22 protein-coding genes are annotated in these 24,087 nt (G+C 71.7%); 14 read left to right on the forward strand and 8 right to left on the reverse strand.

From position 1 onward, the window contains the following. The first annotated feature begins 53 nt into the window (after positions 1 to 53). A complete protein-coding gene (gene purU / locus ABZT49_RS31000) occupies positions 54 to 917 on the forward strand; it encodes a formyltetrahydrofolate deformylase (RefSeq protein WP_355292021.1) in 864 nt (287 codons plus the stop codon). Here the strand turns inward: purU and ABZT49_RS31005 are convergent. Together ABZT49_RS31005 and ABZT49_RS31010 are read right to left on the reverse strand one after the other, a co-directional pair. After that, positions 907 to 1,887 carry an alginate O-acetyltransferase AlgX-related protein gene (locus ABZT49_RS31005; protein WP_355292023.1) on the reverse strand — a complete coding sequence of 327 codons (981 nt, stop codon included), beginning with the start codon at positions 1,885 to 1,887 and terminating at the stop codon, positions 907 to 909. The genes purU and ABZT49_RS31005 overlap by 11 nt on opposite strands. 44 nt (positions 1,888 to 1,931) lie before the next feature. Further along, the gene (locus ABZT49_RS31010) at positions 1,932 to 2,762 is read right to left on the reverse strand and encodes a hypothetical protein (RefSeq protein ID WP_355292025.1); all 831 of its coding nucleotides are present in this window, start codon (positions 2,760 to 2,762) and stop codon (positions 1,932 to 1,934) included. A 146-nt stretch (positions 2,763 to 2,908) separates the two neighbouring features. Here ABZT49_RS31010 and ABZT49_RS31015 point away from each other — a divergent pair, with 146 nt between their 5' ends. The 7 genes from ABZT49_RS31015 (at position 2,909) to ABZT49_RS31045 (ending at position 10,123) form a co-directional block, all read left to right on the forward strand. Beyond that, complete coding sequence (locus tag ABZT49_RS31015) at positions 2,909 to 3,343, forward strand: heme-binding protein (protein WP_109974789.1); 435 nt, start codon at positions 2,909 to 2,911, stop codon at positions 3,341 to 3,343. A gap of 8 nt (positions 3,344 to 3,351) precedes the next feature. Next, on the forward strand, positions 3,352 to 4,965 hold the full coding sequence (locus ABZT49_RS31020; RefSeq protein ID WP_355292026.1) for a peptide ABC transporter substrate-binding protein: 1,614 nt from the start codon (positions 3,352 to 3,354) through the stop codon (positions 4,963 to 4,965). Beyond that, entirely contained in the window at positions 4,962 to 5,885 is a 924-nt protein-coding gene (locus ABZT49_RS31025) for an ABC transporter permease subunit (RefSeq protein WP_355292028.1), read from the forward strand. The genes ABZT49_RS31020 and ABZT49_RS31025 overlap by 4 nt, the downstream gene beginning before the upstream one ends. After that, positions 5,882 to 6,994 (forward strand): ABC transporter permease subunit, encoded by a 1,113-nt coding sequence (locus ABZT49_RS31030; protein WP_355292030.1) that lies wholly within the window; start codon positions 5,882 to 5,884, stop codon positions 6,992 to 6,994. Before ABZT49_RS31025 ends, ABZT49_RS31030 begins: the two co-directional genes overlap by 4 nt. After that, the gene (locus ABZT49_RS31035) at positions 6,991 to 8,610 is read left to right on the forward strand and encodes a dipeptide ABC transporter ATP-binding protein (protein WP_355292031.1); all 1,620 of its coding nucleotides are present in this window, start codon (positions 6,991 to 6,993) and stop codon (positions 8,608 to 8,610) included. The genes ABZT49_RS31030 and ABZT49_RS31035 overlap by 4 nt, the downstream gene beginning before the upstream one ends. Positions 8,611 to 8,689: 79 nt before the next feature. Further along, entirely contained in the window at positions 8,690 to 9,163 is a 474-nt protein-coding gene (locus ABZT49_RS31040; RefSeq protein WP_355292033.1) for a hypothetical protein, read from the forward strand. Positions 9,164 to 9,406: 243 nt separating this feature from the next. Then, positions 9,407 to 10,123, forward strand: coding sequence for a ribonuclease activity regulator RraA (locus ABZT49_RS31045; protein WP_355292035.1), 717 nt, complete (start codon positions 9,407 to 9,409; stop codon positions 10,121 to 10,123). 22 nt (positions 10,124 to 10,145) lie between these two features. Here the strand turns inward: ABZT49_RS31045 and ABZT49_RS31050 are convergent, their stop codons facing one another. Both ABZT49_RS31050 and ada read right to left on the reverse strand, forming a co-directional pair. Then, on the reverse strand, positions 10,146 to 10,361 hold the full coding sequence (locus ABZT49_RS31050; RefSeq protein ID WP_093566849.1) for a hypothetical protein: 216 nt from the start codon (positions 10,359 to 10,361) through the stop codon (positions 10,146 to 10,148). A 234-nt stretch (positions 10,362 to 10,595) separates the two neighbouring features. Then, positions 10,596 to 11,714, reverse strand: coding sequence for a bifunctional DNA-binding transcriptional regulator/O6-methylguanine-DNA methyltransferase Ada (ada, locus tag ABZT49_RS31055; RefSeq protein WP_355292037.1), 1,119 nt, complete (start codon positions 11,712 to 11,714; stop codon positions 10,596 to 10,598). A 472-nt stretch (positions 11,715 to 12,186) separates the two neighbouring features. Between ada and ABZT49_RS31060 the strand changes: the two genes are divergently transcribed. The 4 genes from ABZT49_RS31060 (at position 12,187) to ABZT49_RS31075 (ending at position 14,923) form a co-directional block, all read left to right on the forward strand. Further along, on the forward strand, positions 12,187 to 13,080 hold the full coding sequence (locus ABZT49_RS31060; protein ID WP_355292039.1) for a 3'-5' exonuclease: 894 nt from the start codon (positions 12,187 to 12,189) through the stop codon (positions 13,078 to 13,080). Between the two features lie 97 nt (positions 13,081 to 13,177). Then, the gene (locus ABZT49_RS31065) at positions 13,178 to 13,510 is read left to right on the forward strand and encodes a hypothetical protein (protein ID WP_407943604.1); all 333 of its coding nucleotides are present in this window, start codon (positions 13,178 to 13,180) and stop codon (positions 13,508 to 13,510) included. A gap of 2 nt (positions 13,511 to 13,512) precedes the next feature. Further along, a complete protein-coding gene (locus ABZT49_RS31070) occupies positions 13,513 to 14,076 on the forward strand; it encodes a DNA-binding protein (protein WP_355292041.1) in 564 nt (187 codons plus the stop codon). Positions 14,077 to 14,182: 106 nt separating this feature from the next. Continuing rightward, complete coding sequence (locus ABZT49_RS31075) at positions 14,183 to 14,923, forward strand: phosphorylase (RefSeq protein WP_355292043.1); 741 nt, start codon at positions 14,183 to 14,185, stop codon at positions 14,921 to 14,923. On the opposite strand, the gene hpnH is transcribed toward ABZT49_RS31075, so the two are convergent. Both hpnH and ispH read right to left on the reverse strand, forming a co-directional pair. Further along, positions 14,846 to 16,000 carry an adenosyl-hopene transferase HpnH gene (gene hpnH / locus ABZT49_RS31080; protein ID WP_048449925.1) on the reverse strand — a complete coding sequence of 385 codons (1,155 nt, stop codon included), beginning with the start codon at positions 15,998 to 16,000 and terminating at the stop codon, positions 14,846 to 14,848. The two genes, ABZT49_RS31075 and hpnH, sit on opposite strands and share 78 nt — an antisense overlap. Positions 16,001 to 16,122: 122 nt before the next feature. Further along, complete coding sequence (gene ispH / locus ABZT49_RS31085; protein ID WP_355292045.1) at positions 16,123 to 17,088, reverse strand: 4-hydroxy-3-methylbut-2-enyl diphosphate reductase; 966 nt, start codon at positions 17,086 to 17,088, stop codon at positions 16,123 to 16,125. A 407-nt stretch (positions 17,089 to 17,495) separates the two neighbouring features. On the opposite strand from ispH, the gene ABZT49_RS31090 reads away from it, so the two are divergent. Together ABZT49_RS31090 and ABZT49_RS31095 are read left to right on the forward strand one after the other, a co-directional pair. After that, the gene (locus ABZT49_RS31090) at positions 17,496 to 20,138 is read left to right on the forward strand and encodes an MMPL family transporter (protein ID WP_355292047.1); all 2,643 of its coding nucleotides are present in this window, start codon (positions 17,496 to 17,498) and stop codon (positions 20,136 to 20,138) included. Positions 20,139 to 20,478: 340 nt separating this feature from the next. Then, positions 20,479 to 21,954 carry a SulP family inorganic anion transporter gene (locus ABZT49_RS31095; RefSeq protein WP_355292049.1) on the forward strand — a complete coding sequence of 492 codons (1,476 nt, stop codon included), beginning with the start codon at positions 20,479 to 20,481 and terminating at the stop codon, positions 21,952 to 21,954. Positions 21,955 to 21,992: 38 nt separating this feature from the next. Here the strand turns inward: ABZT49_RS31095 and ABZT49_RS31100 are convergent, their stop codons facing one another. Both ABZT49_RS31100 and ABZT49_RS31105 read right to left on the reverse strand, forming a co-directional pair. Then, on the reverse strand, positions 21,993 to 22,631 hold the full coding sequence (locus tag ABZT49_RS31100; protein ID WP_355292051.1) for a TetR/AcrR family transcriptional regulator: 639 nt from the start codon (positions 22,629 to 22,631) through the stop codon (positions 21,993 to 21,995). A gap of 82 nt (positions 22,632 to 22,713) precedes the next feature. Continuing rightward, positions 22,714 to 24,084: a cytochrome P450 gene (locus ABZT49_RS31105; protein WP_355292053.1), complete on the reverse strand. Its 1,371-nt coding sequence runs from the start codon at positions 24,082 to 24,084 to the stop codon at positions 22,714 to 22,716. Between the last annotated feature and the right edge of the window lie 3 nt (positions 24,085 to 24,087).

Raw genomic sequence — 24,087 nt, forward strand, 5'->3', positions numbered from 1 at the left:
CGTCGGAAAATGCTCTAGGGCGTAGCGACGTCCTCGTTCCGGCCCGCATCCCCATGACCACCCCCTCCTACGTCCTCTCCCTCTCCTGCACCAACGTCCCGGGGATCGTGGCCGGCGTGTCGGCCTACCTGTTCGAGGCCGGCTGCAACATCCTCGACGCGCAGCAATTCGACGACGTCGAGACCGGCCGCTTCTTCATGCGGATCGTGTTCAACCCCGTGCAGAGCGAGCCGGGGCGGGACGCGCTGGCCGCGGGCTTCGAGGCGGTGGCGCAGCGCTTCCGAATGGACTGGACCCTGCGCGACCGGGCCGAGAGACGGCGCGTGATGCTGCTCGTCTCGCGCTTCGACCACTGCCTCAACGACCTCCTCTACCGCTGGCGCATCGGCGAGTTGCCGATGGAGGTCTGCGCCGTGGTCTCGAACTACCCGCGCGAGATCTACGGCGCGGCCGACCTCGCCGGAATCCCGTTCCACCATCTGCCGATCACCGCCGACACCAAGCCGCAGCAGGAGGCCGCCCTGTGGCGGCTCGTCGAGGAGACCGGCGCGGAGCTCGTCGTGCTCGCCCGCTACATGCAGATCCTGTCGGACGACCTCGCCCAGAAGCTGTCGGGGCGCTGCATCAACATCCACCACTCGTTCCTGCCCGGCTTCAAGGGCGCCAAGCCCTATCACCAGGCCCACGAGCGCGGCGTGAAGCTGATCGGCGCCACCTCGCACCTCGTCACCGGCGACCTCGACGAGGGGCCGATCATCGAGCAGGACGTCGAGCGCATCTCGCACCGCGACACTCCCGACGACCTCGTGCGCAAGGGCCGCGACATCGAGCGCCGGGTGCTGGCCCGGGCCGTGCGCTACGTCCTGGAGGACCGGGTGATCGCCAACGGCCGCAAGACGGTGGTGTTCACGGACTAGGGCACCTCACGATCGCGCCGCAATCGGACAGTGCTCGAGGCACGTCGAGGCCCGGCTTCTCCGCGAGGAGCCGGGCGATCTTCTCGTCCTCGTAGCGCGCGACGTCGAATCCGTCGGTGGGCAGCCGGGTCATGTAGCGCTCGGCCGATTCGGTGAGCAGGATCGCCGGGCGCAGCCGCGCGACGAGGCCCCAGTCGATATCCGCCGACCAGACGAAGTGCACGCATCGGAAGGTCTCCCCGAGCATGCTGGTGAGCCCGAGGGCGTTGTACCCGGAATAGGACGAGCCGAAGACCAGCAGCGTGCGCGGGTCCGCCGCCGGGTCGTCGGTGCGGAAGCCGACCTGCACGCCGGTATGGAGGGCGAGGTCCGGATCGCGCCGGGCGAGGGCGTGGAGCCGGTTCTCCTGCGCGATCCGGGCTCGCTGCCGGATCTCCCGGTACGGCGCGGTCTCTGTCACCGGGAATTGCAGCTTCTCGCCGAGATCCATCCGGAGGGTGGCGGTATGGACCGGCCGCGTCTCCAGGAGGTCGTCGATCGGCGCCGCGCCGCAGGCCTCGCACACCGCCCGGTACGCGACGAAGGTGCCGTGCGAGGTCCAGTGCGTGTCGGTGCGGTAGTACAGCTCCGCCGCGTCGCGCCCGGCCCGCAGCGGCGTGAGGGCGTCGACCCATAGCCGGCGCCCCGTCGGCGAGAGACGCAGGAGCTGCCCGAGCCGGCGCGTCGGCGAGCGCGACGCCCGGACCGGACCGGCGCCGACGAACTTGTGGTCGTAGACGCTGAGCTTCTCGGGCGAGGACAGGTGCAGGTAACGGGCGCCGAGCCGCTCGGCGCAGGCGGCGCGCGCCAGCAGCAGCCGGCGCCAGTCCCGCAGTAGGCGCCAGACCTCCGGGGTGTTGGCGTAGAGGTCCGCCGCCCGGTTGGTCCCGACGGTCAGGAACAGCCAGCCGTCTTGCCCGATATGGAACATCGTCAGGGCCTCCTTCCCCGGTGCCGCCGGATCCCGAGAGCCGCTCAGAGCGCGGCGTGGTTCGCCCGCGTCCGGCGGCCGATCACCGTGTAGAGCGTGCGCATCCGGCCGCCGAGCGGGCGGCGGTGATACGCGATCCGCGTCTCGCCGAAGCCGATGACGTAAAGCCAACGCACGATCGTCCGCGGCGGGATCCGCCACCAGGCCGCGAACGGATTGCCCTCGCCGGTCCGGGGCAGGAAGGTCAGGGGCGCGTCGGCGCGCCGGTCGGCCAGGCGCTCGCGCCAGAACGGCCCATTCCGTGCCTCGACGAGCCGGGCGGGATCGAACCACGGCCGGCGCGGCAGCGTGCCGGTGACGATGGCGGTCTCCTGGACGAGGCGGAGCGTATTGTGCAGCGCCCGGAACGGGTCGCGGATCTGCGCAAGCGCCCCGACCAGGGCGAGATCGACGGGGCCGATCGTCTCGGGAATAGCGTAGAGATCGCCCTCGACTCGCTCGGTCCGGGAGCCGAGCGCCGCGTGGCAGACCCGGTAGGCCCGGGCGATCCGGATCTGGTGCGCGTCGAGGAGTGGCCCGAGATGTGAAGCGGGCAGGCTGTCGCAGAACGGCACCAGGTCCCAGTGCCGGCCCTCGGCCCTGTCGTAGGACACCACCTCGGCGCCGAGCGCCTCCATCGCGAAACTGGTGAATCCGCTCTGCGCGCAGGCGTCGAGCACCCGCTTGCCGCCGAGCGGCACGTGGCCGAGGCAGGCAGGAAAATCGTCCCGCAGATCGATCTCACCGGCCAGGGTCCCGTGGCCGGGCACGTCGATCGTGTGGGTGAGGTGCAGGCCCTCGGAGAGGCCCGCGGCAGCGGGGTCGCGGTCCTTCATGTCCCCTCGGGCACCGGTGGTGCGCGGGCCGGTATCACGGCGGTTTCGGTGCGGCAACGCGGAGCTCCGGGCCCCCGCTGGCGTCGCCCGGCCCGGCAGGGTAAGCCCCGAGGATCCATGACCGCGACCCGGAGTTCAGAGAAGCCATGTCCGACCTCACCCTCGACGCCGCCTCGACGATCGTGACCGCCGCCCTGAAGGCCGGCCGCGAGCTCGGGCTCAAGCCTCTGGCCGTCGTGGTGCTGGATGCCCGCGGCGCCCTCAAGGCGGCCGGGGTCGAGGACGGCACCAGCCTGAAGCGGTCCGAGATCGCCACCGGCAAGGCCAACGGCGCGCTGGCGCTCGGCATCGGCTCGCGCGCCATCGCCAAGCGGGCTGAAGAGCAGGCCTATTTCGTCGCCGCGGTGACGCACGTGGCGGGCCCGGCCGGCCTGATCCCGGTGCCGGGCGGCGTGCTGATCAAGCGCGACGGCAAGCTCGTCGGCGCCGTCGGCATCTCGGGCGACACCTCCGACAACGACGAGAAGGCGGCATTGGCCGGCATCGCGGCCGCCGGGCTCCAGGCCGAGACCGGCGCCTGAGGCGCACGATGCGGCGCCGCGATCTTCTGGCGGGTCTCGGCGCCGCGGGCCTGGTGCGCCCGGCCCAAGCTGCCGATCCCCAAGCCGCCGGTCCTCAAGCCGCCGGGCCGGCCGCCTACCGGCGGGGCAACGGCGCCGATCCCGAGACCCTCGACCCGCACAAGACCTCGACGGTCGCCGAGGCGACGATCCTCCTCGACCTCTACGAGGGCCTGAGCGCCTACGGCTCCGACGGCGCTCTGATGCCGGGCGCGGCCGAGAACTGGACCACCTCCGCCGACGGCCTGACCTGGACCTTCCGATTGCGGCCCGACGGGCGCTGGTCGAACGGCGACCCGGTCGTCGCCGATGATTTCGTCCACGGCTTTCGCCGCATGCTCGACCCGGCGACGGGGGCGAAATACGCCAGCGTGCTGGCGCCGATCCGCAATGCCGACGCGGTCAACCGCGGGGCGATGCCGGTCGATGCCGTCGGAGTCGCCGCGCCGGACCCCGGCACGGTGGAGATCCAGCTCGCGCAGCCGACGCCCTACTTCGTCGAGCTGATGGCCCACCAGGCGAGCACGCCCGTCCACAGGCCCTCGCTCGCCCGCTTCGGCGAGGCCTTCACCCGGCCCGGCAACCTCGTGTCGAACGGCGCCTATCGCCTCAAGGATTTCTCGCCCAACGACCGCATCACGGCGATCCGCAACCCGCATTACCGCGAGGCCGGCCAGGTCGCGATTCCCCAGGTCGAGTACATCCCGACCCCGGACCTCGCGGCCGCGGTGCGCCGCTTCGCCGCCGGCGAGATCGATTCGCTGGAGGATCTGCCCGCCGATCAGGTGAAGTCCCTCAAGTCGCGCTTCGGCGAGGCCGTGGTGCTCAACCCCGCCCTCGGCGTGCTGGCGCTGATGGTGAACGTGAGGAAGCGCCCCCTCGACGATGCACGGGTGCGCCGCGCCCTCTCCCTCGCCCTCGACCGCGAGTTCCTGGCCGAGACGGTGTGGGGCGACACGATGCTGCCGGCCTATTCCCTCACCCCCGCCGGGCTCGACAACGCGCTGCCGCCGCCGGTGATGCCGGGCCGGGATCTCTCGCCGCTGGAGCGCGAGGATGCGGCGGTGGCGCTCCTGCGCGAGGCCGGCTACGGCCCGGGCGGAAAACCGCTCGCGGTCGAGCTACGCTACAACATCACCGACAACAACCGGAACACCATGGTGGCGATCGCCGATCTATGGCGCCCGCTCAACGTCGCGACCGCGTTCGCCGCCACCGACGCCAAGACCCATTTCGCCTACCTGCGCGACGGCGGGCCGTTCGACATCGCGCGGATGAGCTGGCTCGCCGACTACGCCGACCCGCAGAACTTCCTGTTCCTGGTCGAGAGCGACAATGACGGCTTCAATTCCGGCCGCTACGCCAATCCGGCCTACGACGCCCTGATGCGCGACGCCGCCCGCGAGACCGACCTCGAAGCCCGGGCTCGGATCCTCTACCGGGCCGAAGAGCTCTTCCTCGCCGACCTGCCTTGGATCCCGCTGCTGCATTACCGGCACAAGCACCTGATCGGGCCGCGCCTGCGCGGCTTCGTGCCGAACCTGCGCGGCGTCTCGCCGACGCGCTGGCTGTCGCTGGCATGATTCCTTACGTCCTGCGCCGCCTCGCCCAGGCGGTCCCGACGCTGTTCCTCGTCGTCACCCTGTCGTTCTTCCTGGTGCGGCTCGCGCCCGGCGGGCCCTTCGACCTTGAGCGGCCGCTGCCGGCCGCCGCGATGGAGAATCTGCGGCGGGTCTACGGCCTCGACCAGCCGCTCCTCGTCCAGTACGGCCGCTACCTCGCGGCCCTGGCGCGGGGCGATCTCGGGCCGTCCTTCTCGGTGCGGGACCTCTCGGTGGCGGAGCTGTTCGCCCGCGGCCTGCCGGTCTCGATGACCCTGGGCGGCCTGGCGCTCGTCGTCTCCCTCGTCCTCGGCACGCTGCTGGGCGGCCTCGCGGCCCTGCGGCGGGGCTCGTGGCTCGATCACGCGGTCACGACGCTCGGCACCTTCGCCCTGACCGTGCCGGGCTTCGTGGTGGCGCCCTTGCTCCAGATCGCCTTCGGGCTGTCGCTCCGCTGGCTCCCCGTCGGCGGCTGGGACGACGGCGCTCCCAGACACCTCGTCCTGCCGGTCGTCACCCTGGCGCTGCCGCAGGTCGCGGTGGTGGCCCGCCTCGCCCGGGCCGGCCTCGTCGAGGTGTTCGACCGGCCGCACTGGCGCACCCTGCGGGCCCTCGGCCTGCCGCCGCGTGTCCTGGCGCTCCATGCGTTGCGCGGCGCGGCCCTGCCGGTGGTGTCGTATCTCGGTCCGGCCGCCGCGGGCCTGCTCACCGGGTCGGTGGTGGTCGAGACGGTGTTCGGCCTGCCGGGAGTCGGGCGCTACTTCGTCGATGGGGCGATCAACCGCGACTACACGCTGGTGCTCGGCACGGTGGTGCTGATCGCGGTGTTCGTCCTCGTGCTCAACCTCCTGTCGGACCTCGCCTGCGCCCTCATCGACCCCCGCCTGAGGGATTTCGGGTGAGTGCCGGCCCGGCCTTCGCCGAGGCCTCGCTCCTCGCTCGCGCCCGAAGGCGCCTCGTCGGCGATCGCCTGGCGCGGGCGAGCGCGGCTCTGCTGCTCCTCGTCGCCCTCGCCTGTACCCTAGGCCCGTTCCTCACCGGCCACCCCTACGACCGGCTCTACTACGATTATCCCGGCACCCCGCCCTCGCTCGCGCTCTACCCGAAGCCGGATTCCGTGCGCCCGGCCCTCGACCGGCTCGCCTTCCGCATGCGGGTCCGGGCCGAGGACGTGTCGGTGGCTCCCGGGTCGGTCCGCCTGACGCTCGCCTCCGACAAGCCGGTGGACCCGCGGGTGCTGACCTTCTTCTCCCGCTCCGACACGTTCGGGGAGACCCGCATCCTCGCCCGCTCCGAGGACGGTCAGCGGCTCACCGTGGGCGCCCCGTTGCGCTCGCTTCGCTTCCTCGCCGGCACCGATGCGCTGGGCCGCGACCTCCTCACCCGCACCCTCGTCGCCGGGCGACTGTCCCTGGCGCTCGGCCTGATGGCGAGTGCGGTGGCGCTCGGCATCGGCGTCGTCTACGGCGCGCTCGCCGGCACCGTCGGCGGACGGGTCGACGCGGCGATGATGCGCCTCGTCGACATCCTGTACTCGCTGCCCTTCGTGTTCTTCGTCATCATGCTGGTGGTGTTCTTCGGCCGCTCGGTGGCGCTGATCTTCGTCGCGGTCGGCGCCGTCGAGTGGCTCGACATGGCGCGCATCGTCCGGGCCGAGGCGCAGGCGATCCGCCGGCGCGACTACGTCCGGGCGGCGGAGGCGCTGGGCCTCTCGACGGCGGCGATCCTGCGCCGGCACGTGGTGCCGAACCTGCTCGGGCCTGTCGTCGCCTTCGCGGCCCTGATGGTGCCCCGGGTGATCCTGCTCGAGAGCTTCCTGTCCTTCCTCGGCCTCGGCGTGCAGGAGCCGGCGACGAGCTGGGGCGTGCTGATCGCCGACGGCGCCCGCAGCCTCGAGACCGCGCCGTGGATGCTGGTGGTGCCGGCCGGGTTCCTGGTCGTCACCCTCGTCGCCCTGACGCTGCTCGGCGAGCGCCTGCGCGACGCCCTCGACCCGCGGGAGGGCGCATGAACGCGAACCTCCTGTCCCTGCGCGGCCTGACCGTGCGCTATCCCGGTTCCGGCGTCACCGCGCTCGACGGCCTCGACCTCGACCTCGCGCGGGGCGAGACCCTGGCCCTCGTCGGCGAGTCGGGCTCGGGCAAGAGCCAGGTCGCGCTCGCCGTGATGGGCCTCCTGCCGCCGCAGGCGCGGGTGTCGGGCTCCGTGCGCTTCGACGGGACCGAGCTGACGACGCTTCCTCGCCCCGCCCTCGACCGGATCCGCGGCGCCCGCATCGGCCTGGTGTTCCAGGAGCCGATGACCGCCCTCGACCCGCTCTTCTCGATCGGCCACCAGATCGCCCTGCCCCTGCGGGCCCATCGCGGCATGGGCCGGCGCGCGGCGGACGGGCGGGCGCGGGACCTCCTCGACCTCGTGGGCCTGCGCGACGCGGGCTCGCGCCTCACGGCCTATCCGCACGAACTCTCGGGCGGCGAGCGCCAGCGGGTGATGATCGCGATGGCGCTCGCCGGCGAACCCGACCTCCTCATCGCCGACGAGCCGACCACGGCCCTCGACGTCACCGTGCAGGCGCAGATCCTGGCGCTGCTCGCCGACCTCAAAGCACGCCTCGGCCTCGCGCTCCTGTTCATCACCCACGACCTGCGGCTGGTGCGCCGCATCGCCGAGCGCACCGCGGTCCTGCGCGCCGGCCGCCTCGTCGAGGCCGGGCCGACGGCGGAGCTGTTTCGCGCGCCGCAGGCGCCTGAGACCCGCGACCTCCTCGGCGCCGAGCCCGCCGGCCAGAAGGCCTTGGTGCCCGACACGGCCCCGGTGGTGCTGGAGGCGCGGGGCGTGGCGGTCGCCTATCCGGGAAGGCGGTTATTCCTGCGGGCGGAGGCGCCGCGCCTCGCCGTCTCCGGCATCGATCTCACCCTGCGGGCCGGCCAGACCCTCGGCGTGGTCGGCGAATCGGGCTCGGGCAAGTCGAGCCTCGGCCGGGCGCTGATCCGCCTCGAACCCGCCGCCCACGGCCTGGTGCGGTTCGAGGACCGCGACCTGACGGCGCTCGACCGGGCCGCCTTGCGGCCCCTGCGCCGCGGCTTCCAGCCGGTGTTCCAGGACCCGATGGGCTCGCTCTCGCCCCGCCTCACCGCCGGGGAGATCGTCGCGGAAGGCCTGCGGGTCCATGAGCCGGGCTTGAGTGCCGCGGAGCGCGACGCCCGGGCGGCGGCGGCCTTCGCCGAGGTGCGCCTCGATCCGGCCTGGCGCCACCGCTTCCCGCACGCCTTCTCGGGCGGGCAGCGCCAGCGCATCGCCATCGCCCGGGCGCTGGTCTTGCGCCCGCGCCTCGTCGTCCTCGACGAGCCGACCTCGGCCCTCGACCGCACGGTGCAGCGCGAAATTGTCGCCCTGCTGCGCGACCTTCAGGCGGCGCACGGCCTCGCCTACCTGTTCATCTCGCACGACCTTGCGGTGGTCCGGGCGCTCGCCGACACGGTGCTGGTGCTGCGCCACGGCCGCGAGGTCGAGCGCGGCCCGACCGCCGCCGTGCTGGAGCGCCCGCGCGAGGCCTACACGCGGGATCTCGTCACGGCGGCCGACCTCGACGCCTCTCTCGCAGGCGTGAGCCGTCCCGAGCCTTGAACGCCCCGAGCCTTGAACGTCCCTGGAATCCGCGCCACTTGGCGCCTTCCGAAAGGGCAATTTTCTGGAGACCGAGACCATGCGCCCTGCGCTCGCCCTCACGCTGCTCGCGCTCACCGCCGCGACCCCGGCTGCCGCCCAGCCGGCCCCGAAGGGCCCGAAGGCGCCTCCGCCACAGAGAGAGGCGCCGCAGCCCGACCCGGCCGCCGCGATGCTCTTCCCCTGCCGCACGCCGGAGGAGACCTGCTACGTCGGCGTGGTCAAGGGCGGCAAGGTCACGGTGCTGTTCACCAACGACCGCAAGGCCGACGAGATCGCCGGCAAGCCGATGGCGGTCGCCGGCGACGGGCTCGACCTCGCCAAGACCGAGAACCGCACCGTGATGCTGGTCGGCACCTACGACCCGAAGGACGGCCTGACCAAGGCCGAGGTCGTCGATGTCGCGAGCCCCCTCGTCGCCTTCGCGCTGAAATCCACCATCGGCGGCGGCGAGGCCGACGAGGGCGGCGACGAGCCCTCGGCTCCCCCGCCGCCGGCGCCGCGCAAGAAGTGAGGTGCGGACAGAACCCTCCCCCCTTTGCGGGGGAGGGCTCATCCACGCCACATCCTGCACCGTCCTAGTTGATGTACTAAAACATTAGTGCTTCAATGCGCCGGTCAACAGGCCGCCCCCGGGTGGCCGCGGAGCGGCGAAGCCGTCCGGTGCGGTGGGGAGGAGCGGACGCGGGCGGCACGGCCCGCGACGGCCGGACTTCCCGGATCGTTCCCCGGCCGCGCCCCCGACCGGAGAGCAACGATGCCCCTGAGCCCCGAGACCCGCGCGACGCTGAAGACCGTCAGCACCGCGACCCTGGCCACCGCCCTGTACAAGCGCGGCCTGCGCAACCAGTTCATCCAGGACGTGCGCCCCCTCAACCCGAATGCCGGGACGATGGTCGGCGAGGCCTACACCCTGCGCTACATCCCGGCCCGCGAGGACCTGAACACGCTCGCGGTGTTCCGCGATCCCGCCCACCCGCAGCGCGTCGCCGTCGACCAGTGCCCCGAGGGCGCGGTGCTGGTGATGGACAGCCGCAAGAACCCACGCGCGGCCTCCGCCGGCGCGATCCTGGTGACGCGTCTGATGAAACGGGGCGCGGCGGGCGTCGTCACCGATGGCGGCTTTCGCGATTCGCCCGAGATCGGCGCCCTGCCCTTCCCGGCCTACCACAACCGCCCCTCCGCGCCGACGAACCTGACCCTGCACCAAGCCCTCGACATCAACGTGCCGATCGGCTGCGGCGACGTCGCGGTGTGGCCCGGCGACGTGGTGGTGGGCGATGCCGAGGGCGTCATCGTGATCCCGGCGAACATCGCCGACGAGGTCGCGGCGGAAGCGGCCGAGATGACGGTGTTCGAGGATTTCGTGCTGGAGGAGGTCCAGAACGGCCGCGCCGTGATCGGCCTCTATCCGCTGATCGACGAGCAGGCCAAGGCCGATTTCGCGGCCTGGCGGCAGAAGACCGGCCGCTGAGCCGGGCGCATCGTACCGCGCCTCACACCATCATCCCGACGAGCAGCACCGCCACCATCGTGGCGGTAGCGCCGAGCGCCGCGGCCCACAGCCCGGCCTCGGCGGCGCTGCCCCGGCGCACATTGTCGTTGGCTGCCGGCGGCAACGTCCGCGGGAAGCGGCGCCACTTGCGCAGGTGCGAGGGCGCCGTCGCGATCATGTGCGGCAGGGGAGCAACGGCGTTGTGGCGGCACGACATGGGTTGGGCGCTCCAGGCGGGGAGGCTCGCGCGGTGGATGGTCCCCTCGACCCCGGCCACAACCTTTGCGGAAGGGGTCAGTCACAGAACGCCCGTCTTGGCCCGTCGATCCGTCGCCGGCGCAAATTCCGTCCCGTGTTCCTCAAAGGAAGGCTGAGGCCGCCGCCTGAGCCGTTCCGCATCGCGGGCCGTCCGGGCGGAACGTCGAGGCGGCGTCCGGGGAGCGGTCCGCAATCAGGTCCGGTCCCCCCGCTCCCGGTCGAGGAGCGCCTGCTTGCGGTCGACGCCCCAGCGGTAGCCCGAGAGGCTGCCGTCCTGCCGCACCACCCGGTGGCAGGGAATCGCCACCGCGATCGGATTGGCGCCGCAGGCGAGCGCCACCGCCCGGGCTGCCGCGGGCGCGCCGATCGCCTGGGCGACCTCCGCGTAGGTTGCGGTGTGCCCCGGCGGGATCGCCCGCAGGGCCTGCCACACCCGCTGCTGGAAGGCGGTGCCGCCGATGTCGAGCGGCAGGGCCATGCCTTGTCCGGGCGCCTCGACGAGGCCGACGGCCTGCGCCACCACCGCCTCGAACTCCCGGTCGCCCCCGGTCAAGGCCGCCTTCGGGAAGCGATCCTGGAGGTCGCGCAGCAGGGCGTCGGGATCGTCGCCCAGGAGGATCGCGCACACGCCGGTCTCCGTCGCCGCCACCAGGACGTGGCCGAGCGAGCAGGCGCCGACCGCGAAGCGGATCGCCGCGCCCTCCCCGCCCCGGCGATAGGCTGTGGGCGTCATGCCGAGGCGCTCTGGCGCGGCGGCGTAGAACCGGCTCGCCGCGCCGTAGCCGGCCTCGAAGATCGCCGCGGTCACCGTTCCGCCCTGCCGCAGCCCCTCCGCCGCCCGCGCCGCGCGGTGCGCCGCGCCGTAGGCCCGCGGCGTCACCCCGGTGACCTGCTTGAACACCCGGTGGAAATGGTAGGGGCTCAGAGCCGCCGCCGCCGCGAGGTGGGCGAGCGGCGGCGGCGCCTCCGCCGCCTCGATCAGCCGGCAGGCCTGGGCCACCGCCTCGGCCTGGCGCTCGGCCAGGCTCGCCTCGTTCGGCCGGCAGCGCCGGCAGGCCCGGAAGCCCGCGCGTTCCGCCGCCGCGCAGGTCGGGTGGAAGCTGACGTTTTCCGGCCGGGCCGGGCGGGCGGCGCAACTCGGCCGGCAATACACGCCGGTGCTGCGCACCGCGTAGACGAAGAGGCCGTCCGCCGCCCGGTCGCGGCGGGCGATGGCGGCGAAGCGCGCCGCGTCGTCGAGGAACGGGACGCGGCCCGAGGCCGCGCCCGAATTCGCGCTCGAGGCCGCGAGGTCGGTCTCCGGGTTGCGCATGAGGTCTGCCTTCCTGTCTGGCGATGGCGCCATCCTCGCTCCGCTCGGCCCGCTTGCGCATCCCGGCGCTTGCTGCCGAATTCCGCGCAGGATTCCGGCCGCGTCTTGCCACAGGTTTACTCCGGACGCGTTTCCGGCGCCGCCCCCCGAAACCCGGCCAGCGGCGGGAGGTTGGACCCTCGATCGGGCGGCAGGAGGCGGCCCGTCACACCCGCCGGCCCTCCCCTCTCCCCCTGCCGGTGCTCGTCTCTCGGATCTCCTCGACTGCCCCGCTGCCGCACGGCAGCGGGGCATTTTTTCGCGTGGCGGGACCCTCGCCACGGCGCCGGCGACGGTTCGTTTGCCGGATGCAAATACGGTGGAGCGTGGCGCCGGGGCTCTTGGCCCGGCGGCGGGCCCGGGTTTAATCCGGCTTGCAAGCAACGACACGCGCCGCCGCCGCGCGGCCGTTCAGGCCAGGGTGAGACGCCGCTTGACCGACGCGCTCGACGACATCGCCGCCATCCTGGAGCGCACCGGCGAGTACCGGGTGCTGCGCCGTCTCGGCTCCTTCGTGCCGCCGGACGAGACGCCGGACGAGCCGACCTTCGTCGGGCTGATCCTCGACACCGAGACCACCGGCATCGACGTCACGGCGGACGAGGTCATCGAGCTTGGCATCATCAAGTTCGAGTACGGGGCGAGCGGCCGGATCTACCGGGTGCTGGAGCGGTTCAACCAGCTCCACCAGCCCTCCGGCCCGATCCCCGAGGCGGTGGTGCGCCTCACCGGCATCACCGATGCCGACGTCGCCGGCCAGCGCATCGACGACGCGGCAGTGGCGGCGCTCGCCGCCGAGGCCCGCGTCGTCATCGCTCACAATGCCCGCTTCGACCGGCAGATGTGCGAGCGGCGCTGGCCGATCTTCGTCTCGCGCAACTGGGCCTGTTCCTGCCACCAGATCCCGTGGCGGAACGAAGGGCACGAGGGCATGCGGCTCGGCCACCTGCTCGCCGATCACGGCCATTTCCACAACGGACACCGGGCGATCGACGATTGCGAGGCGCTGCTGGCAATCCTCGCCCGGCCCTTGCGCGCCTCGGGGCGCCTGGCGCTCGCCGCCCTCCTCGAGGCGGCGCGCCGGCCGACCGTGCGGCTCTGGGCCTCCGACGCGCCGATCGCCCTCAAGGACCGGCTCAAGGACCGCAACTACCGCTGGTCGCCCCGGCGCCGCTGCTGGTACGTCGACCTCGACGAGGAGCAGATCGAGATCGAGCGCTCGTTCCTCTCGCGCGAGATCTACCGCGGCACCCTGCCCTCCGGCCTGCCGGCCGACCGCTTCACCGCCCGCGACCGGTTCTCGACGCGGGCCGATCCGGAATCGTGAGGGGGGTGCGGGTCGCGCGACCGGTAGCGGCGCGCGTTGCGGATATGGCCGTTCGCCCGTATGTTGAACAAAAGCGATATTTTGTTTTACGAACACGGTGAACGCCATGGTGCCGGTGCCGACTCGTGATCCTGTGGGCGCGACGAACGGGCTTCCCCTCAAGGAGGCTTCTGAGGCGCAGGTCGCCGCGATGGTTCCCGGGGTGATGGACCGGGCCGCGGAGATGGGCCTCCTGGGCGCGGAGACTCATCAGGTCGGTGCGCGGCTTCCCGTCAAACTGTTGGAGCAGGCCAGGCGGCGGACCGGAATCGGATCGACCACCGATCTCCTGGCCTTCGCCCTCGCCAACGTCGCGGTCGATGACGACTTCGCGACAGTCTTCGCCGAGGCACGCGGCACGCTCGATCCGGACCTCGATATCGGCTTCTGAGCGTGTCCCTGCTCTCGAAGCACGCGGAGAAGGTCTGTTCGCGCCTCGACCTCGCGCGGCTCTCGCCGCGGCCACGGAGCGAACTCGCCTTCGTCGAGGACGCGCTGTCGGCTGGCGGGCCGCTGCTGCTCGATACCGGGGTCTATATCCACCAGCTCAAGGGCCGGACGCCGCTCCCGCTAGATGCCCTTCTGGGCTTGCGCCAGATCCATCACAGCATCGTTGCCGTCCAGGAGATGCTGCATGCCATCGGCGTCCTCGATCCCGCCGATTCCCGCACGAAGGCGAATGTCGCGGCCATCCGCAGAATCCTCGACGGGATTCCCTCGCACCGCCTGCACTTGCCCGCCCAGGACGTGATGACCGACGCCGCAATCTATGCCGGCCTCCTGTGCCGCCTCCAGGGCTACGCCAAGGACAGGCGCATGAAGGCGCTGCACGATTGCACGCTGTTCTTTCAGGCGCGCCGTCTCGGCTGCGCCCTGCTCACCGCGAACGTCGTCGACTTCGACTGCTTGCAGCAGTTGCGGCCCGAGGGACGGGTCCTGTTCTACGAGACGGTCTGACCGGGCCACAGCCGTGACACCGGCGCCACAGGACTGCCGCATCCGCTCTGGTATGAGGGACGCCTTACACCCTCCCTCCCCCGCCGAATCTCCTCAAGAGCCCCGCATGATCGTCGTCGAGGACACCCAGGGTCCGACCGGGCCCCATCCCGTGCTGGCCGTGACCGGGCTCGCCCGCGAGGCGCGGCTCGCCGCGGGCCCCGGCGTGGCGACGGTGGGGGCCGGGGGCAATCCGGAGCGGCTGCGGGACCTGCTGAAGGGGCGCGACGGGCTGGGCTGCCGGGCGGTGATGAGCATCGGCATCGCCGGCGGGCTCGATCCCGACCTCGTGCCGGGCGACGTCGTGGTGGCGACCGGGGTGGTGTCGGGCGGGCAGCGGATCGCCGCGGATCCCCAGATCGTCGCGGCGTTGGCCCGGCGGCTGGCGGACGCGCCGGAGCGGGTGATCCGGGCCGATGTGGCGGGGGTCGAGGCGGCGGTTTTGTCGCCGCACGCCAAGGCACTTCTTCGCGCCGAGACCGGTGCCGCGGCGGTCGATATGGAATCGCAGGTCGCGGCGGCCTTCGCCGAAAGCCATGGCCTGCCGTTCTGCGCCGTGCGGGTGGTGTGCGACCCCGCCGACCGCGCCCTGCCGGCGGCGATCGCCAAGGCCCTCAAGCCGGATGGCGAGCCCGATATCCTCGCCGTCCTGGCGGCTCTGGCGCGCCGCCAGGCGAGCGTGGGCGGGCTGGTTCGCCTCGCCCGCGACTCGTCGGCGGCCTTCGCCGCGTTAGGCCGCTGTCGCGCGCTTCTTGGCGTCGGCCTTGGCGTCCCGGATCTCGGAGAGCTTCTGCGCGACGTTGCGTGAGAACACGAACTCGGCCGGGCGCTGGTTCTCGAGGGAGATCTCGGGAGCCATCTCGCCCTCGGTCTTGATCCCGCGCAGGGCGTAGATCACCGGCTTCCACGGCTTCTTCACCGAATCGACCACCGAGGAGGCCTCGTAGCCCGAATGCACCATGCAGTCGGCGCACTTCTCGTAGTTGCCGGTGCCGTAGGCGTCCCAGTCCGTGGTCTCCATCAGCTCCTTGAAGGTCTTGGCGTAGCCCTCGCCGAGCAGGTAGCACGGCTTCTGCCAGCCGAAGACCGTCCGGGTCGGGTTGCCCCACGGCGTGCAATGGTAGGTCTGGTTGCCGGCCAGGAAGTCGAGGAACAGGCCCGACTGCTGGAAGGTCCACTTCTCGCGGCCCTTCTCCTTGCCGAGGCGGAACACGCCGCGGAACAGGTCCTTGGTCGCCCGGCGGTTGAGGAAGTGCTGCTGGTCGGGGGCGCGCTCGTAGGCGTAGCCCGGGGAGACGGTGATGCCGTCGATGCCCATCCGGGTCACGCTGTCGAAGAAGTCCGCGATCTTGTCGGCCGAGGAGTTGTTGAAGAAGGTGCAGTTGATCGTGACCCGGAAGCCCATCTCCTTGGCCTTCTGGATCGCCGCCACCGCCTTGTCGTAGACGCCGCGCTGGCACACCGACTGGTCGTGCATCTCCTTGTCGCCGTCGAGATGGATCGACCAGGTGAAATACGGGCTCGGCTTGTACTGCGCGATCTTCTTCTCGAGCAGCAGCGCGTTGGTGCAGACGATCGCGAATTTCTTCTGGGCGATGATGCCCTCGACGATCTGCGGCAGGTCCTTGTGCAGCAGCGGCTCGCCGCCCGCGATGACCACGACGGGTGCACCGCACTCGCGGACCGACTCGAGTGCTTCGTCGACCGGGAGGCGCTTGTTGAGGATCTCATCCGGATAGTCGATCTTGCCGCAGCCTGCGCAGGCGAGATTGCACCGGAACAACGGCTCCATCATCATGACAAGCGGGTAACGCTTGCGGCCGGTGAGGTGCTGCTTGAGGATGTAGCCGCCGATCTTCGCGACGTACCGGAGAGGAATGCCCAAGACCAAGGCTCCTTGTGTCGTGGTTCGTGTCGAGTGCTGTGCCAAGCGGGCTGATTAGCCCGAAAAGTGGCGGATTTCCAGCAAGCTAGGTTCGAAAGGGTCCAGGCTGCGCGCGGAAGCGACTAAGTGTGGCCCAAACTCGACGGGAGCGGGAAGCTCACGCTCTCGATAACGCCCGGAAGAGTGGAAATCCGCAGGGGGGTGCGACGCTGCAGCGCAGCAATCACCTCGGCAATCACCACCTCCGGCGTCGAGGCGCCGGCGGTCAGGCCGAGGGTGCGGGCCCCGCCGAGATCGATTCGGTCCAGATCCTCCGCCCCCTCGACGAGGTGGCTCGGCCGGCCGGCCTCGGCGGCGACCTCGCGCAGGCGGTTGCAGTTCGAGGAGTTGCGCGCGCCGACCACCAGGATCACGTCGGCGACCTCGGCCAGCGCCCGCACGGCGGCCTGGCGGTTCTGGGTCGCGTAGCAGATGTCCTTCGTCTCGGGCCCGACGAGGTCGGGGAAGCGCCGGGCCAGCACCGCGATGATCGCCCGGGTGTCGTCGACGCTGAGCGTCGTCTGGGTGACGTAGGCGAGCGTCGTGTCGGCGGGCAGGTCGAGGCTCTCGGCCTCCGCGACGCTGCCGACGAGGTGGACCTCGCCGTCGATCCGCCCGAGCGTGCCCTCGACCTCGGCGTGGCCGGCGTGACCCACCAGGATCACGGTGCGCCCCTGCGCGGCGTAGAGCTGCCCCTGCTTGTGCACCTTCGCGACCAGCGGGCAGGTCGCGTCGATCACGGGCAGACCCCGGCGCGCGGCCTCCGCCTCCACCGCCCGCGACACGCCATGGGCCGAGAAGATCGTGGTCGCCCCGTCCGGCACCTCGTCGAGGATCTCGACGAAGCGGGCGCCCTTGGCCGTCAGGTCGGCGACGACGCGGCCGTTATGGACGATCTCGTGGCGGACATAGACCCCGGGATCACCCACCGCGCGATCGGCCTTGGCGAGCGCCCGCTCGACGATGTCGACCGCCCGCACCACACCGGCGCAGAAGCCCCTCGGCTGGGCCAGCACGAGGTCGAGACCGTTCTCACCCGTTCCCGCCACCTGTCCTCCGTCCCTCTCGCCGCGACCCCGGTCCGGGCCCGGCCGCCACCGGGCAAAACCCTTTTTCGCCCCGAGGTGTAGGGCGCCCGCCGCGACGGCGTAAAGCCGAGCCCGCGCGGCTCCTGTGGGCGACGGACGCATCCCGGATCGGGGATCCGTTTCGGACCAATGCGTTGCAATCGGGCCTGCGGGTCATTACCTAGCGCGCCACGGACGGGCTTCTTCGAGCGTGGCCGTGACGCCGACGCACCCCGCGACCATGGGCGCCGCCGCCCCGCGCGCTACCTTGGTCCCGGCCGGTGCGGGCCTTGCACGGGACAAAGCCGTCCCGGCGGGGCCGTCGGGCCGATCATCAGGATTTCACCGGGCCGCCGCGTGGCCCGCGAGCTAGAGGCAGGCTTCGCATCGTGATCGAACGGCTCGTGGCGTTTTCCGTACACCGGCGCTGGCTCGTCCTCGTGGCGGCGCTGCTGCTCACCGTCGCGAGCGCCGTCACGGCAGCGCACCTCTTCCGGATCAACACCGACGTCGAGCGCCTGATCACGCCGGACGTGCCCTGGCGCCAGGACGAGATCCAGTTCGAGAAGACCTTCCCGCAGCGCAGCAACCTCCTCGTCGCCGTCATCGACGGGCAGACGCCGGAACAGGCCGAGGAGGCGGCGAACCGCCTGACCCAGGCCCTGTCCTCGCGCAAGGACCTGCTGCCGGTGGTCTACCGGCCCGACGGCGGCCCGTTCTTCGACAAGAACGGCCTGCTCTTGATGCCCCAGAAGGACCTGGAGCAGACCACCGAGAAGCTGATCCAGCAGCAGGGCCTGCTCGGGCCGCTCGCCGCCGACCCGTCCTTGCGCGGCATCATGCAGGCGATGGTGATGGGGGCCCAGGGGGTGAAGGCCGGCCAGGCCAAGCCCGAGGACCTCGTCGGCCCGATGGGCCAGATGAAGGACGTCTTTGACAAGGTTCTGAAGGGTGAGCCGGCGCAGCTCTCGTGGCAGCTGCTGCTCGCCGGCGGCAAGGCGGAGCCGAGCGACCTGCGCCGCTTCGTCATCGCCCAGCCGGTGCTCGACTACGACGCCCTCCAGCCCGGCGAGAAGGCGACCCAGCTGATCCGCGAGACCGCCCGCAACCTCGGCCTGACCGAGGCCAACGGCGTGCGGGTGCGGCTCACCGGCCAGGTCGCGGTGGCCGACGACGAGTTCGCGACGCTGGCCGACGATGCGGGCCTGAACTACTCCGTCACCGGCGGCGCGATCGTGCTGTTCCTGTGGCTGGCCCTGCGCTCGGGCAGCCTCGTCGTCGCGGTGCTCATCACCACCTTCGCCGGCCTGATCGTCACCGCCGCCCTCGGCCTCCTGATGGTCGGGGAGCTGAACCCGATCTCTGTCGCCTTCGCGGCGTTGTTCGTCGGCCTCGGCATCGATTTCGGCATCCAGTTCGCCGTGCGCTACCGCGCCGACCGCTTCGCCGAGGCCAATCTCGAAGGGGCGATCCGCTCGGCGGCCCGCGGCGTCGGCTGGTCGCTGACGCTGGCGGCGGTGTCGTTGCTCGCCGGCTTCTTCTCGTTCCTGCCGACCGATTTCCGCGGCGTGTCCGAGCTCGGCCTGATCGCCGGCGTCGGCATGATCGTCGCCTACCTCGCCTCCCTCACCATGCTGCCGGCGCTAATCGCCGTGCTGCGGCCGCCGGGCGAGAAGCAGGAGGTCGGCACCGCCAGCATGGCCTCGGTCGATCACTGGATCCTCGCCAACCGCAAGCTGGTCCTGGTGCTCACCGGCCTCGTGACGGTGGCGGGCCTGCCGCTGCTCTACTGGCTGCCCTTCGATTCGAACCCGATGCACCTGCGCAGCGCGAAGGTGGAATCGGTCGCGACCTATCTCGACCTGACCAAGGACCCGAAGACGAGCCCCAACACCATCGACGTGGTGGTGCCCAACCGCGACGCCATCGCCCCGATGGTCAAGAAGCTGATGGCGCTGCCGAGCGTGTCCGGGGTGATCGACATCGACACCTTCGTGCCCGCCGACCAGGACCAGAAGCTCGCGACCATCGAGGACGCCGCGCAGGTCATGGGGCCGGTGCTGAGCCCGCCCCGCGTGGCGCCGCCGCCGAACGACCGCGAGGTGGTGACGGCGATCCGCAACGCCGTGACGGCGCTCCGCGGCATCTCGCAGGGCGCCCAAGGAGCGAATGCCTCCGGGCCGCTCGCCACGATCCAGAGCTTCACCGACACCCTCGACCGCCTCGCCGGCGCCGAGCCGCCGGTGCGCGAGGCCGCCGCCAACGCGGTGGTGCCGAACCTCAAGGCGCTGCTCACCCGCCTGCGCAGCCTGCTCGCGCCGGCCAAGATCACCTTGGAGAACCTGCCGGCGCAGATCCGCTCCGACTGGATCGCCGCCGACGGCAAGGCCCGGATCGAGGTCCAGCCGAAGGGCAACTCGAACGACAACGCGGTGCTGCGGCGCTTCTCGAAGGAAGTGTTGAGCGTCGCCCCGCACGCCACCGGCGCGCCGGTCGCCACCACCCGGTCGAGCCACACCATCCTCGGCGCCTTCATCGAGGCGGGCCTGCTGGCGCTCCTCTCGATCTTCATCATCCTGTCGGTGGCCCTGCGCCGGCCCTGGGACGTCGCCATGGCGCTCGGACCGCTGGTGCTCGCCACCCTGTGGACGCTGGAGGCGCTCTACCTGATCGGCATGCCGCTGAACTTCGCCAACATCATCGCGCTGCCGCTGATGCTGGCGGTGGGCGTGGCCTTCCACATCTACTACGTGATCGCCTGGCGGGCCGGCGTCGCCGACATGCTGGCCTCGAGCCTGACCCGGGCGATCTTCTTCTCGGCGCTCACCACCGGCACCGCCTTCGGCTCGCTGGTGCTGTCGAGCCACCCGGGCACCGCCAGCATGGGCAAGCTGCTCGCCCTATCGCTGTTCTTCACCCTCGTCGCGGCGTTCTTCATCGTGCCGGCCTTCCTCGGCCCGCCGCCGAAGCAGAAGGCCAAGGACGGCGTGCCGGAGAACGCGGCCCGGCGGGATCCGCTGATCCCGGCCTGACGCCGGACGGAGTTACGCGATCGAAACAAACCCGCTCCTCGACCGAGGGGCGGGTTTTTTGCGACCGGCCGTCCCGCCTCGCCCCTTTCCGGGCCCGGAAAGGGCCGCGCGCTTTGTCGTTTCGGGATTAAAGTCGCCCAGCCCGGTTGCGGCGCAGCGAAGGCCCGTGCTAGGCCACGAATCATGATGCAGGATCGAGCCATACCGGTCTCGCGGCCCACGCCGCCGTAGCGCCCCGCTCTCCCGCGTCTTCTTCGCACGTCCATTGTCTCGCGCCCGTCCGCCCCGCGCGGCCGGCCGGTCTCGCGCGCCTCGTCGCGCCATCCTGAAAGCTTTCCTCATGAACCTCGTCCGCCTGCGGCGCGAATGGGCGCCCGACGTCACGCGCGAAATCCTGGCCGGCACCGTCGTGGCGCTCGCCCTCATCCCGGAGGCGATCGCCTTCTCGATCATCGCCGGGGTCGACCCGAAGGTCGGGCTCTACGCCTCGTTCTGCATCGCGGTGGTCACTGCCATCGCCGGCGGGCGCCCGGCGATGATCTCGGCGGCCACCGGCGCGATGGCGCTGGTGATGACGACGCTGGTCAAGGATCACGGCCTCGGCCACCTCTTCGCCGCGACGATCCTGACCGGCCTGATTCAGATCGCCGCCGGGGCGTTCAAGCTCGGCAACCTGATGCGCTTCGTCTCGCGCTCCGTCGTCACCGGCTTCGTCAACGCGCTGGCGATCCTGATCTTCCTCGCGCAGATGCCGGAGCTGATCGGCCGCGGGCCACTCGTCTACGCCATGACCGCCGCCGGCCTCGCGCTGATCTACGGCCTGCCCTACCTGACGAAAGCCGTTCCGTCCGCCCTCGTCACCATCGTGCTGCTCACCGCCGTTTCGATGATCTTCGGGCTGGGCATCCGAACCGTCGGCGACATGGGGGCGCTGCCGAGCGAGCTGCCGACCTTCGCCCTGCCCTCCGTGCCCCTCACCCTCGAGACCCTGCGGACCATCCTGCCGTATTCGCTCACCCTCGCGATGGTCGGCCTGCTCGAGAGCCTGATGACCGCCGCGATCGTCGACGAGCGCACCGACACCACCTCGAACAAGAACCGCGAATGCGCCGGGCAGGGTCTGGCGAACGTCACCGCCGGCCTGTTCGGCGGCATGGCCGGCTGCGCGATGATCGGTCAGTCGGTGATCAACGTCTCCTCGGGCGGCCGCGGCCGGCTCTCGACCCTGTGGGCCGGCGCCTTCCTGCTGTTCCTGATCGTGGTGCTCGGCCCCTACGTGGCGCAGATCCCGATGGCGGCCCTCGTCGCGGTGATGATCATGGTGTCGATCAACACCTTCCAGTGGCGCTCGATCCGCACCCTCGTCACCCACCCGACCACGTCGAGCATCGTGATGCTCGGCACCGTCGCCGTCGTGGTCGCGACCCACGACCTCGCCAAGGGCGTGCTGTTCGGCGTCGTCCTGAGTGGGCTGTTCTTCGCCCACAAGGTCACCCGCTTCTTCGCCGTCGCCTCGACCCGCGAGGGCGGCACCCGCACCTACCGGGTCACCGGGCAGATCTTCTTCGCCACGGCGGAAGCCTTCCATGCCGGCTTCGACTTCCGCGAGGATGATCTGACGGGCGTCGTGATCGACGTGACGCAGGCCCATTTCTGGGACCTCACCGCCGTCAACGCCCTCGACCGCGTAGTGCTGAAGTTCCGCCACCACGGGGTGCCGGTGGAGATCGTCGGGCTCAACGCGGCCTCGGCGACGCTGGTCGAGACGCTCGGGACCCACGACAAGCCGGGGGCGGCGCTGGCGTCGGGGCATTGAGCCGTTCCTGACGCGTGGGCGACGGAACGACCGTCGCCCTACCCAGCCCGCGCTGTCGCCCCGTGCACCATCGCGAGCACGCCGGCGCGCAGCAGATCGTACTTCGTCGGCAGTCCCGGGCCGGTCGGCAGCCGGCCGGCGGCGGACAGGGTCGCGATGCCGTGGGAGAGCGCCCAGACCTCCAGGGCGATGAAGCGCGGATCGACCCCGGCGGAAAAACCGTCCGGGAACGTACTTTTCAGGGCCTCGACCAGGAGGCCGAAGGCGTCGCGGTCGCGCGGGGCCTGGGCCGGCGGGCAGCCGTCGGGGCCCAGCGGCCGGGCCTCGAAGATCGCCGCGTAGTAACCGGGCTCTTCCTCGGCGAAGGTCAGGTAGGCCTCGCCCATGCGGGTGAAGCGCTCGAGCGGCGTGCCGGGGCCGCGCAGTGCCCGGGCGAGGCGGGCGGCGAGCTCGGTGAAGCCGCGCTCGGCCACCTCCTCCAGCAGCGCCTCGCGGCCGCGGAAGTGGCGGTAGAGCGCCGCCGGCGAGACGCCGACGAGGCGCGCCGCATCGACCAGGGTGAAGCCGCCGATCCCGCGCTCCGCGATGAAGCGGCGTGCGGCCTCGATCAGGGCCTCCTTGAGGTTGCCGTGATGATAGCCGCGCCGGTCGGACGGGCCGCTGCGCCAGGGTCGCACCGTGTCACTGTCTCTTGCATCGCCGGGCCGGGGACCGGCCGCCTGCACAGCCCCATAGAGCATTTTTCCGCGGGCGGCAGGCTCAACCGGCGCGGCGCGCCAGATGGAACCGCGGCACGTGGTCCGGCCGCACCGTCGTCGTCGCCACCGGCAGGACCGGACGGTCGTCGGCGAGCCTCAGATGGAACGTGCGGGCGAGGCGGGCCAGCACCAGGGTCGCCTCGGACAAGGCGAGCTGCGCGCCGATGCAGATCCGGGGGCCGGCGCCGAACGGCAAGTAGACGAAGCGGTCGGGCTCCGGGCGGTCGAGGAAGCGGCCAGGGTCGAAGGTCTCCGGCCGGTCCCACCAGCGCGGGTTGCGGTGGAGCACCCAGGTCGGGATCATCACGATGCTGCCGGCCGGGATCTCCGCGCCCTCGACCACGCTCGGCCGCGCAGCGCGGCGCGCGATGACGTAGACCGGGGGGTAGAGCCGCAGGGTCTCCTGCGCCACCGCCTTCGCCAGCCGCAACGCGGGCAGCGCCCCGGCGGCGCCCGTCTCCGACAGGTCGAGCCCGGCGGCCTCCGCAGCCAGGGCGTCCTGCATCCCCGGGTCGCGGGCGAGCAGGGTGCAGGCCCAGAACAGCGTCGAGGCGGTGGTCTCGTGGCCGGCGACGATCAGGGTGCCGACCTCGTCGGCCAGCAGCCCGCCCGGCGCGTCGCCATGGGCCTCGATCAGGAGGTCGAACAGGTCGCGCGGCGCGCCCGTTACACCCTGCCCGCGCCGCGCCTCCAACACCGCCCGCACCAGCCGCAGCCAGCGGCGCCGGAACAGAGCCCGGCGCGGGCTCGACGGGGTCGGCCAGCCCGGCGGCAGCAGGAAATCGGCCACGGTCGGCTTGCCCAGACGGTCGAGATAGCCGGAGACCAGCGCCCGGATCTCGGCGCCGAGCGCCCCGGTCTCGAGCGAGAACATCGAGGTGGTGGCGATGTCGAGGGCGACACGCTGCATCTCGCTGCGCAGATCCGCGGGTGCGCGGAGGCCGGCTTCCAGGCGGCGGCAGGATTCCTCCGCGCTGCGGGCGACGAAGCGCAGCATCATCGGCAGGGTGCGGGGCGTGAAGGCGGGGGCCAGCACCTTGCGCTGGTGGCGCCAGGCCTCGCCGTCGGCGAGCACCAGGCCGCGCCCGGCGATCGGCCCGATCACCCGCCGCCCGGCGGGCAGGCGCACGAAATCGTCGGTGGCGGTGAGGAGGACCTGCCGGGCGCCGGCCGGGGTCGAGAGCAGCACCATCCGCCCACCCCCGGGCAGCGGGATCGTCACCGCCGGCGCGTCGAGGCAGGCGCGGGGAAACGCCTCCAGGGTGTTGCGCCGGAACGCGCCGAGGAGCTTGAGCCAACCGACCCGCTCGGCGAGGGGCGGCACCGGCGGCACGTAGCCGGGCGCCGTCAGGGACGAGAGGGCATCGGACAAGGG

Origin of the sequence: Methylobacterium sp. EM32, assembly GCF_040593685.1 — a bacterium.
GTDB lineage: Bacteria > Pseudomonadota > Alphaproteobacteria > Rhizobiales > Beijerinckiaceae > Methylobacterium.

Excerpts from the sequence above, each read along its gene's own strand:
- purU (WP_355292021.1), top strand. The coding sequence starts at position 54 with ATGACCACCCCCTCCTACGTCCTCTCCCTCTCCTGCACCAACGTCCCG.
- ABZT49_RS31005 (WP_355292023.1), bottom strand. The coding sequence starts at position 1,887 with ATGTTCCATATCGGGCAAGACGGCTGGCTGTTCCTGACCGTCGGGACC.
- ABZT49_RS31010 (WP_355292025.1), bottom strand. The coding sequence starts at position 2,762 with ATGAAGGACCGCGACCCCGCTGCCGCGGGCCTCTCCGAGGGCCTGCAC.
- ABZT49_RS31015 (WP_109974789.1), top strand. The coding sequence starts at position 2,909 with ATGTCCGACCTCACCCTCGACGCCGCCTCGACGATCGTGACCGCCGCC.
- ABZT49_RS31020 (WP_355292026.1), top strand. The coding sequence starts at position 3,352 with ATGCGGCGCCGCGATCTTCTGGCGGGTCTCGGCGCCGCGGGCCTGGTG.
- ABZT49_RS31025 (WP_355292028.1), top strand. The coding sequence starts at position 4,962 with ATGATTCCTTACGTCCTGCGCCGCCTCGCCCAGGCGGTCCCGACGCTG.
- ABZT49_RS31035 (WP_355292031.1), top strand. The coding sequence starts at position 6,991 with ATGAACGCGAACCTCCTGTCCCTGCGCGGCCTGACCGTGCGCTATCCC.
- ABZT49_RS31040 (WP_355292033.1), top strand. The coding sequence starts at position 8,690 with ATGCGCCCTGCGCTCGCCCTCACGCTGCTCGCGCTCACCGCCGCGACC.
- ABZT49_RS31045 (WP_355292035.1), top strand. The coding sequence starts at position 9,407 with ATGCCCCTGAGCCCCGAGACCCGCGCGACGCTGAAGACCGTCAGCACC.
- ABZT49_RS31050 (WP_093566849.1), bottom strand. The coding sequence starts at position 10,361 with ATGTCGTGCCGCCACAACGCCGTTGCTCCCCTGCCGCACATGATCGCG.
- ada (WP_355292037.1), bottom strand. The coding sequence starts at position 11,714 with ATGCGCAACCCGGAGACCGACCTCGCGGCCTCGAGCGCGAATTCGGGC.
- ABZT49_RS31075 (WP_355292043.1), top strand. The coding sequence starts at position 14,183 with ATGATCGTCGTCGAGGACACCCAGGGTCCGACCGGGCCCCATCCCGTG.
- ABZT49_RS31095 (WP_355292049.1), top strand. The coding sequence starts at position 20,479 with ATGAACCTCGTCCGCCTGCGGCGCGAATGGGCGCCCGACGTCACGCGC.